This is a genomic window from Enterococcus devriesei (assembly GCF_001885905.1).
GTDB classification, from domain to species: domain Bacteria; phylum Bacillota; class Bacilli; order Lactobacillales; family Enterococcaceae; genus Enterococcus_A; species Enterococcus_A devriesei.
In genome coordinates, this window is record NZ_JXKM01000011.1 from 15,781 (window position 1) to 34,316 (window position 18,536).

Consider the following 18,536-nt stretch of genomic DNA (forward strand, 5'->3'; position numbering starts at 1 on the left):
GGAGATCAAGTCAAATGTTAATTAATATGAAGCAAATGTTAGCAATCGCCAAGGAAAACAAATTCGCGGTAGGAGCCTTCAACGTCGCAGATAGTAATTTTTTACGAGTAGTCATCGAAGCGGCGGAAGAAAATGACGCGCCAGCGATCATCGCCGTACATCCTACCGAATTAGATTTTACAAAAGATGAATTTTTCCAATATGCCGTATCTCGTGCTAAAAATAGTTCTGTTCCATTTGTTATCCACATGGATCATGGGGATAACTTAGCCAGCATCATGCGTGCTATCCACTGTGGATTCAGCTCGGTGATGATCGACGGATCGTTACTGCCCTTTGAAGAAAATATCGCAGTTACAAAAGAAGTTGTGGACGTTTGTCATAAGATCGGGGTTTCGGTGGAAGGGGAATTGGGAACGATCGGTAATACCGGAACTTCTGTTGAAGGCGGAGTGTCAGAAGTGATTTACACAAAACCAGAAGATGCCGAAGAATTTATTGAAAAAACTGGGATTGATACATTAGCCGTAGCCATCGGAACAGCCCACGGCATTTATCCAAAAAATATCAAACCAGAATTAAAAATGGATGTCTTGCAAGAAATTAAAGATAAAGTCGATATCCCGCTAGTCTTACATGGTGGGTCAGCAAATCCAGATGAAGAAATCGCGAAAGCCGTTCAAATCGGCATCCAAAAAGTCAATATTTCTTCGGATTACAAATATGCTTTCTATAAAAAATGTCGGGAGATTCTTTCGACGACTGAATTATGGGACCCGAATGCAATCTATCCCGAATGTATCGATGCGGCGAAAGCTGTCGTTAAACAGAAGATGGAACTTTTTAATTCCATCGGTCAAGCCGCTGTTTATCGTAAAGAAAGTATACAGCCTTGGAGACACGAACAAAACTAAAAGCAAAGCCGCGCTCTTAATCGCTAAGAGCGCGGCTTCGTTTTATTCCGCATATTTCTGAATGGCATCCACCGCTTTTTGATAGCCGCCAGCAGCCAAGAAGGATTGCTTGATCTGTTTTAAATTGGATAAATATTCAGGTTCTACCTGAATATTTTCCACCGCCGTTTTCAATTCCAAACTATCCACCTGTTGATAATCTAGAGAAATCCCCGCGCCGAGTTCTACCAACCGCTTTGCTAGTGCCGGCTGATCCGCCCCCATTGGTAAGGAAACAAAAGGCACTTCATTTAAAATCAAATCATTCATACTGTTCAGGCCATTATGAGTAATCGCGACATCGGCGTATTTCAAGACCTCATTTTGTGGAATATAATCTTGCACGATAAAATTTTCAGGAATCTCCAAGTTTGCCAAACCAACTTGATGGGCCGCCATCACTACTAAATAATCAGAATCCCCAAACGCTTCAAATACTTCTTGATAGATTTCTGTTGCAAAATCCCCAAAGATTGTTCCGAAAGAAACATACAGAACATTTTTAGCAGACTTCAAGCGCTCAATTGGAAAGTCTGTGAGATCTTCTAAGCGTTGGTAGCTGTCTGCACCAACCAAAACATATTTCTCATCAAAGAAGGCTCGATCTTCTTCAGGTAGAAAATAATCTGAAGTAAAGACTAGATTTAAGGGCTCGACATTAAAAATCAAATCAAAAAAGCGAGGAGGCATCTTTACATTCAGTGTTTCTGCGATCTTTTTTGCTTCCAACAAATAGGCATCATTCATTGCTTTAAATTTTCCAGCTAAAGGTGTTTTATCTGGCTCCATAAAATTCTTCATACCCATAAAGACCGCCAGCATGGAGACAGCAGGGAGCATCAAGTACTCTGCGATTTGTTTGCTAAAGGGCATCGCGATGGAATGGATCACATAATCAAAGGTCTCATCCTCAATCTGTTGCAGAATATCTTGAATCAGATCCAAACCGTGATCCAATAAAACGTTAAAACCATTCTTGAAAATATTCAGATCATAATGATAGGGACGGTAAGAGGCCCCTGCTTCTTCGATTTTCTCACGAAATTCTTCGCTAGAAAAATAAACGACTTCTACACCTCGAGTGCTTAATTCTTTTACTAAACCTAAAGATGGGTTTACATGTCCATGAGTAGTTACATTTAAAAATAAAACTTTTGTCATAAGTCTCGCTTCTTTCATGATTAATCAGGTTACCTTACGGAAAAATATAATAAGGTTACCTGATTAAAAAGTCAAGAAAAAAATTCCCATTGCTGAGAATTTAACGATACACAAAATTTGTAAATGACAATCTGCGTCCAAGCAGCACTCCGAGATAGCCTGCGGCCAAGGCTTTGATCACTCCTGGCAAGATAAAAGGAATCATTCCTGCGGAAAAGGCAGCATCCCACGGTAAGTTTCCACTAAATTTCAACCAGAGGGAACCGAAGATCAGTGTAATGAAAGCACCAATCACGTTGGCTAAGATTGACCAGAAATAATTAAATTGTGCCTTCTCTAAAATCCATCCGGTAAAATAGGCCTGAAAAATGAAGCCAACCAAAAAGCCACCAGTTGGTCCAAAAAAGCTAGCGATCCCTGCAGCACCACCTGCTAGGACAGGTAACCCGATCATTCCCATCAATAGATAGATCGCAACAGCTATCGTTCCGGTTTTTTTGCCTAAGATGGTGACCACAAAGCCAACCGCGAAGGTCTGGAGGGTCAAAGGAATTGGACCCAATGGGATGGTAAACTGAGCTAAAACACTAATTACTGCCGCAAATAATCCGGCCAAAACAATTTCTCGACTACTTAATTTCATAAACTCACTCTTTCGTTAACATATTATTTTTAATTGGTTAACGAAAGTATAGTACAAGGTCAATCACATGTAAACAAAAAAATAAACGTATATAAAAAAACAAATGTTCTTCGGTCTAAAGTAGTAGTCAGACTTTATACTTTCGTTGGAAGTAGCGCACGATGCTTTCCTCTAAAATTTAAAGAGTAAAAGCGATTACGAAATTTTTTTAACGAAAGGAATGGAGTCGAAAAATGAAAAAAATAGTTATCGGTATAGGTGTGTTGGTTGTTGCGGGGGCGGGCTTTTTGCTCTATCAGAATACCCAAGCGAAAGCGAAGGAAGACACCGCAGTAGAAATGTATCAAGTCAGCAAACAAACACCGTTACATTTAAAGGGACAGGTGCAATCAACCAAAAAACAAACCGTTCTAGTGAACTCTGAAAAGGGACCGATTCAAACCATTCACGTAGCTGAAGGCGATCATGTGACAAAAGGCACAATTTTAGTAACTTATCGTTGGGGTGAAGTAATCCGTGCCGCCAATGATTCGGTCGTGACTTCCTTGAACGAAGACGCGAAAAATGATCCGCAGCAAGCCTTGATGGTTTTAAAAAGCGAAGAATCGGCGATTAAAGGAACAGTGACTGAGTATGATCGTTCCAAAGTAGCGTTGAATGAACCAATCGAGATTAAATATGCCAACAACGAGAAGACGGTCAAAGGCAAGATTACCTCTTTAGCGGAAATGAACAACGAGCCGTCGAAAGAAGAAAAAACCAGTTTAGTAACGTATAATTTTACCGCTGTTCCAGATGAGACGATCCCGGTCGGCTATTCGGTGGAATTATTGATCTCCCGAAATGAGATCCATCTGCCATTGAAAAGTGTGATAGAAAAGGACGGGGCATACTTTGTTTATACGGTGGTAAATAATAAAGCCAAAAAACAGACAGTAACTGTTGAAAAGGGTAACGGTTATTACGTTTTACGAGCAGGATTAAACGAAAATGACAAAATTATCAAAGCGGCGGAAGACGTCAAAGACGGGATGGATGTGACCGTTGAATGATCGTGATGGAGAAAATCAACAAATTTTACACAGCCGATCAGGAACAGATTCATGTTCTAAAGGATATCAGTCTGACAATCGATGAGCATGAATTCGTGGCGGTCATGGGACCGTCTGGCTCAGGCAAATCGACTTTGATTAATACGATCAGTTTTTTAGACGGTGATTTCGAAGGAACTTACCGCTTTGAAGGAGAGGATGCCTATCGCTTTAATGATGAGAAGCTGTCAGCATTGCGAAATAAAGCGGTGGGATTCGTGTTTCAAGCCTTCCAGTTGATCGAAAACAATACGGTGATGGAAAATGTAGCGCTGCCGCTGCTGTACGGCGGTATGAAGCAGAAGCAAACGAAATCGTTGGTGATGGAGGCGTTACGAAAAGTCGGAATCGCCGATAAATACAATAAACTGCCGAAGCAGCTTTCCGGTGGCCAGCAGCAGCGGGTGGCGATTGCTCGGGCGATCGTTGGCAATCCAAAATTTATTGTAGCGGATGAACCGACGGGGGCCTTAGACAGTCATACGTCCGAAGAAATCATGCAATTATTTAAACAGTTGAATGAAGAAGAAAAAGTCACGATCTTGATGGTGACCCATGATCCAGATGCGGCGGCTTATTGTCGACGAGTCATTACGGTGAAGGATGGCGAGATCTTGGAAGAAGGTGTTGCACATGCGATTTAGCGAAGTTTGGAAAACCGCCTTCAAAGCTATTGGTAAAAATAAACGGCGTAGCTTTTTAACGATGATCGGTTTGATCATTGGTGTTTCGGCGGTGATTACCGTCTTTTCTATCGGTCGGGCCTTTGAAAATTACGCTTCTGAATTTATCGGCTTGGATCAATTTGATGGCAGTGTCGGCTATACTTTTTCCCCTAAAACGGATGAGTTCAGCGAAAATGGCCTGGATGGATTTACGGAAGAAGATATCAGTCGGGTAGAAAGTATTCCTGGCGTGCAGTCCGTCAGTTACTATGATAATTCTCGTAACGGCGTTAAATACGCGGATCAGAACTTTGACGAAGTTGGGAACGATGGCCGTTGGAATTGTTTTAAATTATTAAAAGACCATGGCAGCAAAGTGGTTTATGGCCGATCAATCCAGCCGAGTGATTATTATAATGAAAATCCAGTTGTCGTGATCGATCAAACTGCCGCAAAAACGATTCAGAAGGACGAGCCACAATCCTTAATCGGTCAAAGCGTCACGATCGGCGGTCATTTATTCGAAGTCGTGGGCATCATGGAAGATCGTAATGGCGGCTCAATCGTTTCGACGCAAGAAGATTATGTGGTGGCTGAAGTACCGGAAAATATTTTTGAAAGTTATTTCAATTCAGAAGATCGCAGCATGATCCAAGTGAAATTAAATCAGAGCGCCAACGTCAAGAGCATTTCCAAAGAAGCTGAGGACACGCTGAAAAAATATGGTACTTGGAAGGAACTAGGTAGCTATAAGACAGAGGATTTGGCCGGACAAGTCGATCAGTTGCGCATGCTGCTAACGAGTATTACTTTATTAATCTCGGTGATTGGCGGAATCTCATTATTTATCTCAGGGATCGGAGTCATGAACATGATTTATATCTCCGTCTCTGAACGGACGAAAGAAATCGGTGTTCGGCGAGCAATGGGTGGTACAAAGGGAAATATTATGATGCAATTTCTACTGGAGGGTATTTCACTGACTTTAATCGGTGGAACGATCGGCTATTTGATCGCGATGCTACTTGGCTTTGCAATCAGTCTGTTCACCCCACTAGCTGTTCGGCCAGATTTGTTTACAGTTACGCTGGCCTTTGGTCTATCGGTCGTGATTGGGATCGTCTTTAGTTGGCTGCCAGCCAAAAGTGCTGCGAAAAAAGATATCGTTTCCTTGTTACGTTGATTCAATTAAAAAGCCGTCCACAAACGAAAAATTTGCGGACGGCTTTTCTAGTTTTATCAATGCATATTTACAATAAAAAATTTGGATAATGAATCATTGATTAGATTAGGCAAATCATATTGTAAATGGCGAAAGCGTTTTATATACTTGAATGAAGAGCATGGTCGAGAGGAGGAGAGAAGAATGATAGGTCATAGGTGACTATGCGTAGTAGGCAATCTTAGAGTCTCTAAGAAAGTAGATGCAGAATTCTTCCCTCCAAACGGTCTTCTTTAGGTATATGTGTGATCTTTTTCACTTTTAGAAGCCATTTGGAAGCATACGGGGGTATGTTTCTTTTTTGTGGATTTTTTTGCTTCAAGGGGGCCTCTAGTAAAAAATGACAAATGAATGGAGAAAAAAATGAAAAATTTTTTGACAGGATTGTTGGTACTAGTAACATTAGGATTAACTGGGTGCAGCGGCAGCGGAGGGTCAACTGATGCCAGCAAAGCAGCCAAAAAAGAGAGTGCAGCATTTACGGGAAAATACATTGTAGATGCCGATTATGTGAAGAAAAATGTAGATGATCTTATTTTAATCGATGCTCGCGGCGAAGAAGAAGCCGGTAAGGGAACCATTAAAGGAGCAACAGCGATTGGCTGGCAAAACCTCGCCTCTGTTGAGGAGGGGGCTTCTGGCGATGAAAATTGGGGGTTAATCTTGGAACCCGCCGAGCTTAGCAAACGCTTGGGGGAAAAAGGGATAGCGAAGGATAAAGAGATCATTCTATTTGCAAATGCGGCTAAAGGCTGGGGTGATGACGGACGGATTGCTTGGGAATTATTGGCGGCTGGGTATCAGGATGTCAAGCTAGTCGATGGTGGCTTTGCCGCTTTGGCAAAAGCTGGTCTTAAAAAGGATTTTGAAAGTACAATCCTAAAACCTGTGGAAGTGAAGATCGATTCGATTAATCAAGAACATCTTATTCGGACAGAGGAATTGAAAAAGGATTATGATGAATACAAAGTAGTTGATGTTCGAGCAGATAAAGAATACAAAGGCGAAGTACTTTATGGCGAAGCTAAAGGCGGGCACTTGCCCGACGCGATCCATTTGCGCTATACAGACCTATTTGCTAAAAATGGTAAATTAAAGAGTAAAGAAAAATTAACCCAACTTTTTGAAGACGCGGGCTTAGCAAAAGAAGATAAGATCGTAACTTATTGTACAGCCGGAATTCGTTCCGCTTATATGGAGCTAGTGATGGAAATGTGCGGTTTCAAACAAGTAAAAAATTATGACGGCTCCTATTATCGTTGGGCCAAAGTTGAGGACGTTGAAAAATAATGAGGAAAATGAACAAAAGGAAAAGCGCGCGGATTTTTTTGATAGTAGTTATTCTTTTAGTGGTGCTGAGTTTTTATTTCATACCAGCCTTTCGTACGAAGGTAACTCAAATTTTAATGCTGTTTCGTTCCATGAACGTCGATAGTATTATCGGCTATCTGCGCTCCTTTGGAATTTGGGCAGTCGTCATCTCGTTCTTATTGATGATGTTCCAATCAATCATCGCACCATTGCCGGCTTTTTTGATCACCTTCGCAAATGCCACGGTTTTTGGTTGGTGGCAAGGAGCGTTGTTGTCATGGACCAGCGCGATGGCTGGTGCTTTGGTGTGCTTTTACATCGCTCGGATCGCCGGGCGAGATATCATTGAAAAAATGAACAAAAATTTTTCAATGGAAACAATTGATGAATACTTTGATCGATATGGTCGCCATACGATTTTGATTTGTCGTTTGCTGCCCTTCATTTCTTTTGATTTTATTAGTTATGCCGCAGGGCTAACGGCAATCAAACCACTTCCATTTTTAATCGCTACCGGCTTGGGGCAATTACCGGCGACGATCGTCTATTCTTATGTCGGTAGTAATCTGACTGGCAATACTAAGACGATTATGTTTGGCCTGTTGAGTATGTTCGCTTTATTTATCGCCATCTATGTCTGTAAACAAATTTATCAAAACCGGCAAGTAAAGACAGAGAAATAGAAAGGAGCTGGGACATTAATTTGTCTCAGCTCCTTTTCCCGTATAAACGGTGTGACAGAAGTAGCTTCTTCGGAAATAAGCCGAAATTTCACAAAAATTTGAGGAGCAATTTTCGGAAATTCCTTCTTATTTCTTGAAGCTGAACACTTCTGTCCCAACCTCTTTGTGTTGTTATACAAAAAAACACTCAAGTCCAATTAAGAACTTGAGTGTCTGTAAGAAGTCTTACATTAATTTGTTGTAGAATTCAACGACTAATGATTCGTCGATTTCTGGGTTGATTTCATCACGTTCTGGTAAACGAGATAATGAACCTTCAAGTTTTTCAGCGTCGAAGCTTACGAAAGCTGGACGGCCAACTGCTGATTCAACTGCTTCTTTAACAGTAACCATGTTTTTAGATTTTTCACGAACACCGACAACTTGGCCGACTTCAACTTCGTATGAAGCGATGTCAACACGTTTGCCATCGACAGTTACGTGACCGTGGTTTACTAATTGACGAGCTTGGCGACGAGTTGAAGCCAAACCTAGACGGTAAACAACGTTATCTAGACGACGTTCTAGTAAGATCATGAAGTTAACACCGTGTTTACCTTCTTTGATTTTGCTAGCGCGTACGAATAAGTTACGGAATTGACGTTCGTTTAATCCGTAGATGAAACGTAATTTTTGTTTTTCTGACATTTGCAAGCCGTATTCAGATTTCTTGCCACGGCTGTTTGGTCCATGTTGACCTGGTGCGTATGGACGACGTGCTAATTCTTTCCCTGTTCCTGATAATGAAATACCAAGACGACGAGATTGTTTCCATGATGGTCCTGTATAACGAGACATTAAAAATTCCTCCAATAAATTGTTTTGGAGTAAAATAATCCGTTGAAAAATTCATATCCGTGTAGTTCGTTCTTCAATCTTCGCCTTCGCAGCCGCGGTTACGCAATTGAACCAATTACTGGCAACGAACTGGGGACGGGCTATTATTCTTCTGCTGCATTATTTTACACAATCGTCAGTATAACCGATAAAGGGTCGCTGCGTCAAGCTTGGCTATTGCCTTTTCGGGAAAAATGTGTTAATTGTTGGGGGCTGACTAAAAACGATTACTTTTTTTCGATGAAGGCGAAATTATTGAATATAAGAAAGACAATCTTTTTTTGCAAATTCTCTGAAATTTCTCTACAATGAAGTGGTTAACAGAGATTATTTCGTAAAACGATCTGTTGGCAATAGGAATCTAGTATCAATAGAGTGAGAGTTGTTTAATTTGCAAGTTTCACCAGTAGTTCGTCCGTAAGCGGACAACAAATACATATATAAATGGAGAGATAAATTTTGGAAAGAAAATTAATCGCACTAGACATTGATGGTACCTTGTTGAGTAGTCAAAGAAAACCTTTGGACAGCACCGTAAAAGCTTTGAAGTCTTTGCGTCAAGCTGGGCATCTAGTGATTATTGCGACAGGCCGCTCACGCTTGTTGGCAGGCGACGTGATCCATCAGTTAGGTTGTTCGAATTATATTATTTGCAACGGCTCGGCAGCATTTCTCGATCACGAACAAGTCTACAAGCACACACTTGATCGTGAAGCGTTGACGCGAATGATTGAGTTTGCTAGTGAACGTCAAGTGGATGTCGCCTTATTCGGCTTGGATTCATTTGCGCGTGTGACAAAATTCGACGTACCGACAGTATTAGACGCGATGGAATCTTTTGGTCAAAAAGCCCCAGGTTATGACGCCAATTATTTTTCCGAACATGAAGTGTATCAAGGCTGTGCTTTTTATGATCAGTCGATGGATGAAGAATTTTCGCAAGCCTTTCCAGAATTTCGTTTGGTTCGTTGGCATGAGCATAGTGTGGATATCATTCCAAATCCAGGCTCTAAGGCGCAAACAATCATGGCTTTAGCGAAAAAAGTAGGGATCAAGCCGGAAAACATTGTAACCTTTGGGGATGGCAACAATGATATTGAAATGTTGAATTTAGCCGGAACCGGCGTAGCGATGGGAAATGCCTCTGCTCACGTAAAGGAAGCAGCGAATATCGTGACGGATACCAATGACCGCGATGGCATCTATAAAGCTTTACGCCAATTAGAATTGGTCCACTAATCCGCATTAAAAAGAATCGAGAGAAGTCTCGGTTCTTTTTTTGTTTGGAGTCGTTGCGGTTTTTTCAAAATTGAATCCATTGATTAAGTCGAAAATAAAGTTTTATTAGACGATTTGCATTAGTTTTCCCCAAAATACCCAGCAGCGAGCTGAGAGATATGACAAATTAAGCAGATATCCAGCTTATAAAATTATTTCTTTTCCTTGTTTTTTTAAGAAATCACCTCACACTGTTAATTTCTTTATTCATATTGACTGAACCGATATCCAACGTTTATCATATAAATAAGGAGTGTTTTTTTAAGGTGGGATTTTAGGCATAAAGGAGGAGAAAAAATGAAGAAGCAACGAGTGTTAGCGGGATTGATTTTATTAAGCAGTTTGTTGTTCACTTTCACCGCATGTTCCGGGGGCGAAACAAAAAAAGCGGAGAAAAAAGCAAGCACGGCGCAGACATCAAAAGTTGAATTAAGCGTGGAAGGTGGAAACTACATCATTCCTGATGGTGAGAAGGTCGATGATGAGACAGGCTTTTTAGCGTTAGAGGTGAAGGTCAAGAACAAATCGAAGGACAAGTTAGAGGTCTCCTCGAATGATTTTGCATTGTACGATAAAGAGGGCAAGAAGGTTTCTTCCGAACATGTCTATGATTCTAACGATCATTTCAAGGTGATGAGCAGTGAGAGTTTATCAGAGGATAAGAGCTTTACGTCGCCGTTAGTTTTTGAGGTGGAAAAGGCGGGCGAGTACGAGCTTCATTACAAGCCGACCTATTATTCCGATGAAGAGCAGGATGACGGTATCGAATTAAAATTAAACACGAAAGAATATACCGATGATACGAAAGCGGTAGAAGCGTTGACCAATCAATATGTCACAGCTGTTTTTTATGGCTCTGATGAAGTCAAAGAGGCGGACAAAAAAGCCGCCGGCAAATTGACATTAGCCAATGATTTGGAACAAGAGCAAAAAACCTTCAAAGAAGAGGGCGTGAAGGCGTTGAAGGAGTCCTTTTCAAATTACGAGCCGTCAACCGCAGAATTAGAAAAGGTGATCACCCAGCTGCAAAACACCAATAAAGAAAAAGGCCAAGTCACATACAGCTTCAAAGAATTTTTCCCGACCTCGGCGGTTGTTTATGTACGGCCAGAAGTGGTGCTCTTAGATGATGTGGATACGAAGGCGATCACGGAGAAATTTGTTGAAGAAAATAAAGGCAAGTACACCGACTACACCAGTGTTCGGCGAGATGCGGAAAAATATTTGCTGCAGGAGTTGCCGGCAAAAATCAACGAGACCCCGATCAATACCGACGACAATATGAGTGGTGAAGGCTATCAAGTCAAGCTAGAGAAAAAGGATGATAAATGGGAACTCAATTCATCTAATGAGAGCCGAAATTATTATTTCCAATCAATGAAGGAGACCTTTAGAGGCGGGTTAAATGACTAAAATCAGGGGATCGCTGGTCATCGCATTTGTGATTGTACTAGGTATCGCAGCTGCTGTGACCGGCTATTCCAGTTACAAAAATGGTGAGGAAGCCACTGTTGAGCGCCTAGCGCAGGCGTTACTAAAGAATGATCAGACGATGATCAAAAAATCCATGCCGACTTTTTCAACGAAGCAAAAAATTTCGACTGGGACCCGCAAAATGTTCCAACACCAGATTCGCAAACTGAAAAGCAAAGAACAAGTCGTCGCCTTCTTAAAGGATGAAGATCATTTTTCAATTAAAAAAGGAGCATCGTTGTTTGAACCGGCAAAAATCTACCCAATTCCCCGCACGATCGAGTTAGAGCTACCGCAAGAAGCGAGCTTAAAAGCGCGACTGCAAGGACGTCCGATCGTTGGCAACTATGACGAGGATTGGCGTAAGGTTACTTTTGGTCCTTTTTTATCTGGTGAATATGAATTAACTTACGAATTGACGCATCCTAAATTTGGGCGGCACAAAACCAAGGAAAGGATTGATTTGAAAAAGACGGATCAGCGTGTGATTATCAAGGAAAATAATCTCTATGATGGCAACGCGGCGTTTCAACAGCATCTACTGGCTTCTGCGGTAAATTATTTTGATTCCATGAATGAAGCAATCCGCAATGATTTAAACGTTTCCCGAATGGCCGCCTCAAAGGAGCATAAAGAAAAGCTGCAGCAAAGCTTTGAAAAGCTGAAGCCCTATATGGAGAATTTCCAACAGAGCTTCCAAACCATCCAAATTGATTGTGATTCGATCGCTGTCAACCGAGCTCAAACAAAAGTACAGTTGGATTTGTATGTGGATCTTAAACGTTCAATGAAATTGATCGAAGAAACCGGAATTGATGAAGCATTGGTTTCCGACAAACAAAACGCAATCGCTCACTTTCTTTATGATGAGGAGCAGAAAAAATGGCTGATCGATGAACTAATCTTTGATACGTTTCAGCAAGATCCGGAAAAATGGGAACAATCGAAAAGTTATCGTGGTCAAGCTGAGAAAACGGCGCAATGGAGTAAAACTAGCGGCGGCAATGTCGTATAAAAACTGTGGGAGACCGCAGTTTTTTTGTGCATCAAGCGAGAATCACGGTCCTCATTTTAATTTTTTTCAAAGGAAAAGGCGCGATCAGCAAAACTTTTTATGGAGCAACGAAGGAATCTTTTATTTTCAAGCAAAAACAACTATAATGAGACAAGATGCTTAACTAGAGAAGGGGAAAAAAAGTGCGCTTACTATTTATCGGGGATGTTGTTGGGTCGTTAGGTCGGCAGATGTTGAGTGATTATTTGCCACGATTGAAAAAGAAATACCATCCGCAGCTAACAATCGTTAACGGCGAAAATGCAGCAGCGGGTCGCGGAATCACAGAAAAAATTTATAAGAAATTCTTACAAGATGGTGTTGATGTCGTTACCATGGGCAACCATACGTGGGACAATCAAGCGATTTTTGATTTTATCGGCGATGCGAAGAAAATGATTCGGCCGGCGAATTTTCCAGTGGGAACACCGGGAATGGGCCATTTATACGTAAAGGTGAATGATCTAGAGCTGGCGATCATTAATCTACAAGGCCGCTCCTTTATGGCTGACCTAGACGATCCTTTCCGAATTGGTGAGCAATTGATTGCTGAAGCAGAAAAACGCACGCCTTATATCTTCGTTGATTTTCATGGCGAAACCACTAGTGAAAAGCAAGCGATGGGCTGGTTTTTGGACGGTCGTGCATCCGCAGTCGTCGGGACCCATACCCATGTTCAAACGAATGACGCACGGATCTTACCGAAAGGGACGGCTTATTTAACGGATGTCGGCATGACGGGCCCTTATGATGGTATTTTAGGAATGAAAAGAGAGCCGATCATCGAAAAATTCATGACCGCAATGCCTCGTCGCTTTGAAGTAGTTGAAGATGGTCGCGGTATCTTATCTGCTTGTGTGATCGACCTTGATAAAAATGGTCACGGGAAAAAAATCGAAACGATCCTAATCAATGAGGATCGCCCTTTTAGAGAATAAAAAATAAAGAGGTATGAAATGAATTTGGAAAAAGAAGCCGCCGTTGAAGCGGCTTTAAATGATTTAACCGCATTATTGAAAGAAAATGAGGTCATCATTGACTATCAGCGGGTGCAAAAGCGAGTAGCAGAAAGCGACACCCTCAAACAATTGGAAGACGAAATCAAGGAAGCGCAAAAAGCTGCGGTCCAGTATGCCCATTATGGCAAACCGGAAGCAGAGAAGGCTGCCTTAAAGGAAGCAGATCGGCTGACGAAGGAATTCGACCAGCACCCGCTAGTTACGGCTTACCGAGATCAATTAGTGGAAGCCAATGACCTGTTGCAACATTTGACGCACATGATCCAAAAAGAAGTCAATGATACTCTTGAAGCAGATGATTTTGAAACAGACAAGTCGGAGTAAGTAGCAACTTTATTTTTCCATAAGAAAAATAAATTCATTAAAACGAAGTAGGATGCCAGTTCTTCTTATTGCTTTAGCAAGGATAGTAGAATGGTATACGTGCTGAGCATCAGACTTATTTTTCCATTAAGAAAAATAAATTCATTAAAACGAAGTAGGAGGAGCATTCATGCCTCAAAAAACGAAAAATACGCCAATGATGGAACAGTATCTGGCGATCAAGGAACAATACAAAGACGCATTTTTATTTTATCGTTTAGGCGACTTTTATGAGTTGTTTAACGAAGATGCGATCAAGGTTTCGCAGCTATTGGAATTGACATTGACCAGTCGTAATCGTAATGCGGATGATCCAATTCCTATGTGTGGCGTGCCCCATCATTCTGCTCAAGGCTATATCGACACTTTAGTGGAGCAAGGCTATAAAGTCGCGATCTGTGAACAAATGGAAGATCCCAAGCAAGCAAAAGGCATGGTTAAGCGAGAAGTTGTTCAACTGATTACGCCGGGAACCTTAATGGACGGCAAAGGCATCGAAGCCAAAACCAATAACTTTTTGACGGCGGTCACTCAAGTAAACGATCAATTTGGCTTTGCTTACGTGGATCTCTCTACGGGTGAGCTAAAGACCGCATTATTACACGATGAAGAAGCGGTCATGAATGAAGCCACCGCCTTGCAAACGAAGGAGATCGTCTTAGGCAGTGAGATTCCTGAAGGTCTGCAAAAAAATCTAGCTGAACGATTAGGTTTGGTTTTTTCTAAGCAAGAAACGATCGAAGACAATGCGGAGTTTAGCTTTTTGACCGCAGATATCACTGAGGATTTGGAAAAAGAAGCGACAGGCAAGTTGTTGACCTATTTGTCGGTGACGCAAAAGCGTAGTCTCGGTCATATCCAAAAGGCGGAGGAATACCAGCCGGAACATTTTTTGAAGCTGGATTATTTTTCAAAAACCAATTTAGAATTAACACGCTCAATTCGGACTGGCAAAAAACAAGGCACGCTTTTATGGCTATTGGATGAAACCAAAACTGCGATGGGTGGTCGTTTGCTGAAACAATGGATCGATCGTCCGCTGATTCAAAAACGTCAAATCAATGCCCGCCAAGCAATGGTAGCTTCTTTATTAGCCGCCTATTTCGAGCGGATGGATTTGAATGAGGCGTTGACGAAAGTCTATGACTTGGAACGCTTAGCGGGTCGCGTGGCTTTTGGGAATGTCAACGGCCGGGATCTGATCCAATTGAAAACTTCTTTGATGCAAGTGCCTCAAATTCGTCAATTACTAAGTGGGATCAATCAAGGAGAATGGAACGATCTTTTAATCGATATGGAGCCGATGGATGATTTAGTTGAGTTGATTGAAAAAGCGATCAATGATGAAGCACCATTGCAAATCACAGAAGGTAATGTGATCAAAGATGGCTACGATGAGCAATTAGACCAATACCGTGAAGCGATGACCAACGGAAAAACCTGGCTGGCGGAATTGGAAGCGCGGGAACGTCAAGAAACGGGTATCAAAACGCTAAAAGTCGGGTATAATCGTGTCTTTGGTTATTATATCGAAATCACCAAATCAAACCTTGCCAACTTAGAAGAAGGCAAGTATGAGCGGAAGCAAACGTTGGCCAATGCGGAACGTTTTATCACACCAGAGCTAAAAAAATTAGAGACCTTGATTTTAGAAGCAGAAGAAAAATCAGTGGCCTTAGAATACAATTTATTTTTAGGTGTAAGGAACGAAGTTAAAAAAGCCATCACTCGCCTGCAAAAATTAGCGAAAAGTTTGAGTGCCACGGATGTTTTGCAAAGTTTTGCGGTAGTCAGCGAACGGTATCAATATGTTCAGCCAACGATGGAAGTCGGAACCCATAATTTACAAATCAAAGAAGGCCGTCATCCAGTTGTAGAAAAAGTGTTGGGCCATCAAGAATATATCCCAAACAGTGTTCACATGAGCCCCGATGAAATGTTGCTGCTGATTACTGGGCCAAACATGTCTGGTAAGAGTACCTATATGCGTCAATTGGCGCTGACGGTGATCATGGCGCAAATGGGTTGTTTTGTTCCAGCGGAAAGCGCCCAGCTACCGATCTTTGATCAGATCTTTACCCGGATCGGAGCCAGCGATGATTTGATCGCTGGTCAATCGACCTTCATGGTGGAAATGATGGAAGCCAATCAAGCGCTGCGACATGCGACGCCAAACAGTTTGATTTTATTTGATGAACTAGGTCGTGGAACGGCGACCTATGATGGGATGGCTTTAGCGCAAGCGATTATAGAGTACATCCATAAAAACGTGAAGGCTAAGACGTTATTTTCGACCCATTATCATGAATTGACCGTTTTAGAAGAAAGCTTGCCGCAATTAAAAAATGTACATGTCGGTGCGGTGGAACAAAATGGTGAAGTCGTCTTCCTACATAAATTAATGGACGGTCCCGCTGATAAAAGCTACGGGATTCACGTAGCGAAAATCGCCGGCATGCCGACCGAATTATTGTCGCGGGCGGCAACGATCCTATCCGCCTTAGAAGCGGATACGCCGGTTCAAAAAAATGTGGAGATTGCTGAAGAAAATGAACAGTTGTCCTTGTTCAACGAAGTTTCGACTGCTGAATTAGGTGTGGTGGACAGCATCAAGAAAGCCAACCTGCTTGAAATGAACCCAATGGAAGCATTAAACTTCCTGTATGAATTGCAAAAACGGATTTAATCCTAAAGAGTGACAAAGGAAAACGAGGTGGAAGTCGATGGGAAAAATCCAAGAATTATCTGAACGTTTAGCCAATCAAATTGCCGCAGGGGAAGTCGTGGAACGCCCTGCGTCAGTCGTCAAAGAATTAGTGGAAAATGCCATCGATGCCAAAGCAACACAGATCGATATTTTGATCGAAGAGGCCGGCTTGAAAAAAATTCAGATCGTTGATAACGGCGAAGGAATCGAGCAAGGGGATGTCGAGAATGCGTTTAAACGGCATGCCACTAGTAAGATCCACAACCGCGATGATTTGTTCCGAATTCGAACGCTGGGGTTTCGTGGTGAAGCGTTGCCGTCGATCGCCTCTGTTTCCGAGATGACATTGGAAACGGCGACCGCGGATGAAACGCAAGGCTCGTTTCTTTTTCTAAAAGGCGGTAAGATCGAAGAACAACGCCCGACTTCTTTGCGGACAGGTACGAAGATCACGGTGGAAAATCTTTTCTTCAATACACCGGCTCGCTTGAAATACGTCAAGAGCCTACAAACTGAATTATCGAATATCGGCGACATCGTCAATCGGATGGCATCGAGTCATCCTCAGGTCGCTTTTCGTTTAGTCCATGACGGACATAAAATGTTAAGTACTAGCGGCAGCGGCGAGTTGAAGCAAACGATCGCCGGTATCTACGGCGTGGCGACGGCAAAAAAAATGCTGAAAGTCGAAGCCAAAGACTTAGACTTCACATTGAATGGGTACGTCTCGCTACCGGAAGTCACGCGAGCTAGCCGCAATTATTTATCGGTCATCATTAATGGCCGCTATATTAAAAATTATGCGCTGAACAAGGCGATCATCAACGGCTATCAGTCGAAATTAATGGTGGGGCGTTTTCCAATCGCAGTATTGGAGATCACGATGGACCCGTTATTGGTTGATGTGAATGTCCATCCAACCAAGCAAGAAGTCCGTTTATCCAAAGAAAAAGAATTGATGGACTTGATCAGCCGAGCCATTGCAGAAAGTTTGCGGCAAATCAACTTGATTCCTGATGTTGGGGAAAATCCCAGCTTCAAACGGAAAGTCGAAAGAATCCATACAGAGCAATTAGATTTGCCTTTAGAAGAACAGTCGAAGAAAAAAAGTGATTTGAATTACGATCCAAAGACTGGCATTTTTTATGTTGAACCAAAAGCAGAAGAAACGTTGGAGGCAGAGGTGCCGATTTCATCGGAAATTCCGGATACAACCTATTCAGAGCCTTTGAGTTCAGCAGTGGAGCACGTTTCACTGGTGGAAGAAACACCAGCATCGCATGTTGCTGAAATTGCTGATGAAGAGGAAATATTTGACGAAGCGGCTAGTGCCGACCATCCAGAATTTGATCTAAGTACGCAATCTGGTGAGAAAGTGATCGAACAAGCCATTAACAAGTTGGAACAGGAACAACCAAAGGAACGGTTTCCGATGTTGGAATACTTTGGTCAGATGCATGGCACTTATTTATTTGCTCAAAGCAAAGACGGCCTGTACATTGTCGACCAACATGCCGCACAAGAACGGATCAAGTATGAATACTTCCGAGAAAAAATCGGTGATGTCTCTGATGATTTGCAGGAATTATTGGTGCCCTTCGTGTTGGATTATCCCAATAACGATGCCATCAAGCTGAAAGAGCAGACGGAATTGCTGCAAGAAGTCGGAATTTATTTAGAAGAGTTTGGTCCGAATAGCTTTATCGTGCGAGCGCATCCGACTTGGTATCCGGCGGGACAAGAAGAAAGTATCATTCGTGAAATGATCGATATGTTGTTGATCACTGGTTCAGTCAGTGTCAAAAAATTCCGTGAAGCGACAGCGATTATGATGAGTTGTAAACGATCCATTAAAGCCAATCATCATTTAAATGAAGCGCAGGCGCGGGTGTTGCTGACGGATCTTGCTCAATGTGAGAATCCCTTTAACTGTCCCCATGGCCGACCGGTGCTGATTCATTTTAGCAATAGCGACATGGAGCATATGTTCAAACGCATCCAAGATCCTCATTAATAGAAAAAAACGAAGAAAGGCCT

16 protein-coding genes are annotated in these 18,536 nt (G+C 42.1%); 13 read left to right on the plus strand and 3 right to left on the minus strand.

The annotated features are described in order from the left end of the window. The first annotated feature begins 14 nt into the window (after positions 1–14). On the plus strand, positions 15–914 hold the full coding sequence (locus RV00_RS12875) for a ketose-bisphosphate aldolase (RefSeq protein ID WP_071862963.1): 900 nt from the start codon (positions 15–17) through the stop codon (positions 912–914). A 42-nt stretch (positions 915–956) separates the two neighbouring features. On the opposite strand, the gene RV00_RS12880 is transcribed toward RV00_RS12875, so the two are convergent. Both RV00_RS12880 and RV00_RS12885 read right to left on the minus strand, forming a co-directional pair. Then, a complete protein-coding gene (locus tag RV00_RS12880; protein ID WP_071862964.1) occupies positions 957–2,114 on the minus strand; it encodes a macrolide family glycosyltransferase in 1,158 nt (385 codons plus the stop codon). Between the two features lie 100 nt (positions 2,115–2,214). Then, complete coding sequence (locus RV00_RS12885) at positions 2,215–2,757, minus strand: biotin transporter BioY (RefSeq protein ID WP_071862965.1); 543 nt, start codon at positions 2,755–2,757, stop codon at positions 2,215–2,217. 233 nt (positions 2,758–2,990) lie between these two features. Between RV00_RS12885 and RV00_RS12890 the strand changes: the two genes are divergently transcribed. The 5 genes from RV00_RS12890 (at position 2,991) to RV00_RS12910 (ending at position 7,729) form a co-directional block, all read left to right on the plus strand. Beyond that, positions 2,991–3,809, plus strand: coding sequence for a hypothetical protein (locus RV00_RS12890; protein WP_071862966.1), 819 nt, complete (start codon positions 2,991–2,993; stop codon positions 3,807–3,809). After that, positions 3,806–4,492, plus strand: a complete 687-nt coding sequence (locus tag RV00_RS12895) for an ABC transporter ATP-binding protein (protein ID WP_071862967.1) — start codon at positions 3,806–3,808, stop codon at positions 4,490–4,492. Before RV00_RS12890 ends, RV00_RS12895 begins: the two co-directional genes overlap by 4 nt. Continuing rightward, complete coding sequence (locus RV00_RS12900) at positions 4,482–5,696, plus strand: ABC transporter permease (RefSeq protein ID WP_071862968.1); 1,215 nt, start codon at positions 4,482–4,484, stop codon at positions 5,694–5,696. The genes RV00_RS12895 and RV00_RS12900 overlap by 11 nt, the downstream gene beginning before the upstream one ends. Before the next feature lie 402 nt (positions 5,697–6,098). After that, entirely contained in the window at positions 6,099–7,025 is a 927-nt protein-coding gene (locus RV00_RS12905) for a sulfurtransferase (protein ID WP_071863026.1), read from the plus strand. Next, positions 7,025–7,729: a TVP38/TMEM64 family protein gene (locus RV00_RS12910; protein ID WP_071862969.1), complete on the plus strand. Its 705-nt coding sequence runs from the start codon at positions 7,025–7,027 to the stop codon at positions 7,727–7,729. The genes RV00_RS12905 and RV00_RS12910 overlap by 1 nt, the downstream gene beginning before the upstream one ends. Before the next feature lie 225 nt (positions 7,730–7,954). On the opposite strand, the gene rpsD is transcribed toward RV00_RS12910, so the two are convergent. After that, positions 7,955–8,566, minus strand: a complete 612-nt coding sequence (gene rpsD, locus RV00_RS12915; RefSeq protein WP_071862970.1) for a 30S ribosomal protein S4 — start codon at positions 8,564–8,566, stop codon at positions 7,955–7,957. A gap of 498 nt (positions 8,567–9,064) precedes the next feature. Here rpsD and RV00_RS12920 point away from each other — a divergent pair, with 498 nt between their 5' ends. The 7 genes from RV00_RS12920 (at position 9,065) to mutL (ending at position 18,513) form a co-directional block, all read left to right on the plus strand. Continuing rightward, on the plus strand, positions 9,065–9,844 hold the full coding sequence (locus RV00_RS12920; protein WP_071862971.1) for a Cof-type HAD-IIB family hydrolase: 780 nt from the start codon (positions 9,065–9,067) through the stop codon (positions 9,842–9,844). A gap of 336 nt (positions 9,845–10,180) precedes the next feature. Beyond that, on the plus strand, positions 10,181–11,296 hold the full coding sequence (locus RV00_RS12925) for a DUF4352 domain-containing protein (RefSeq protein WP_071862972.1): 1,116 nt from the start codon (positions 10,181–10,183) through the stop codon (positions 11,294–11,296). After that, positions 11,289–12,371 carry a zinc ribbon domain-containing protein gene (locus tag RV00_RS12930; protein ID WP_071862973.1) on the plus strand — a complete coding sequence of 361 codons (1,083 nt, stop codon included), beginning with the start codon at positions 11,289–11,291 and terminating at the stop codon, positions 12,369–12,371. The genes RV00_RS12925 and RV00_RS12930 overlap by 8 nt, the downstream gene beginning before the upstream one ends. A gap of 182 nt (positions 12,372–12,553) precedes the next feature. Continuing rightward, complete coding sequence (locus RV00_RS12935) at positions 12,554–13,348, plus strand: TIGR00282 family metallophosphoesterase (protein ID WP_071862974.1); 795 nt, start codon at positions 12,554–12,556, stop codon at positions 13,346–13,348. An 18-nt stretch (positions 13,349–13,366) separates the two neighbouring features. Continuing rightward, entirely contained in the window at positions 13,367–13,753 is a 387-nt protein-coding gene (locus tag RV00_RS12940) for a YlbF family regulator (RefSeq protein ID WP_084133304.1), read from the plus strand. A gap of 169 nt (positions 13,754–13,922) precedes the next feature. After that, positions 13,923–16,478, plus strand: coding sequence for a DNA mismatch repair protein MutS (gene mutS, locus RV00_RS12945; protein ID WP_071862975.1), 2,556 nt, complete (start codon positions 13,923–13,925; stop codon positions 16,476–16,478). A gap of 37 nt (positions 16,479–16,515) precedes the next feature. Beyond that, on the plus strand, positions 16,516–18,513 hold the full coding sequence (gene mutL / locus RV00_RS12950; RefSeq protein WP_071862976.1) for a DNA mismatch repair endonuclease MutL: 1,998 nt from the start codon (positions 16,516–16,518) through the stop codon (positions 18,511–18,513). The last annotated feature ends 23 nt before the right edge of the window (positions 18,514–18,536 follow it).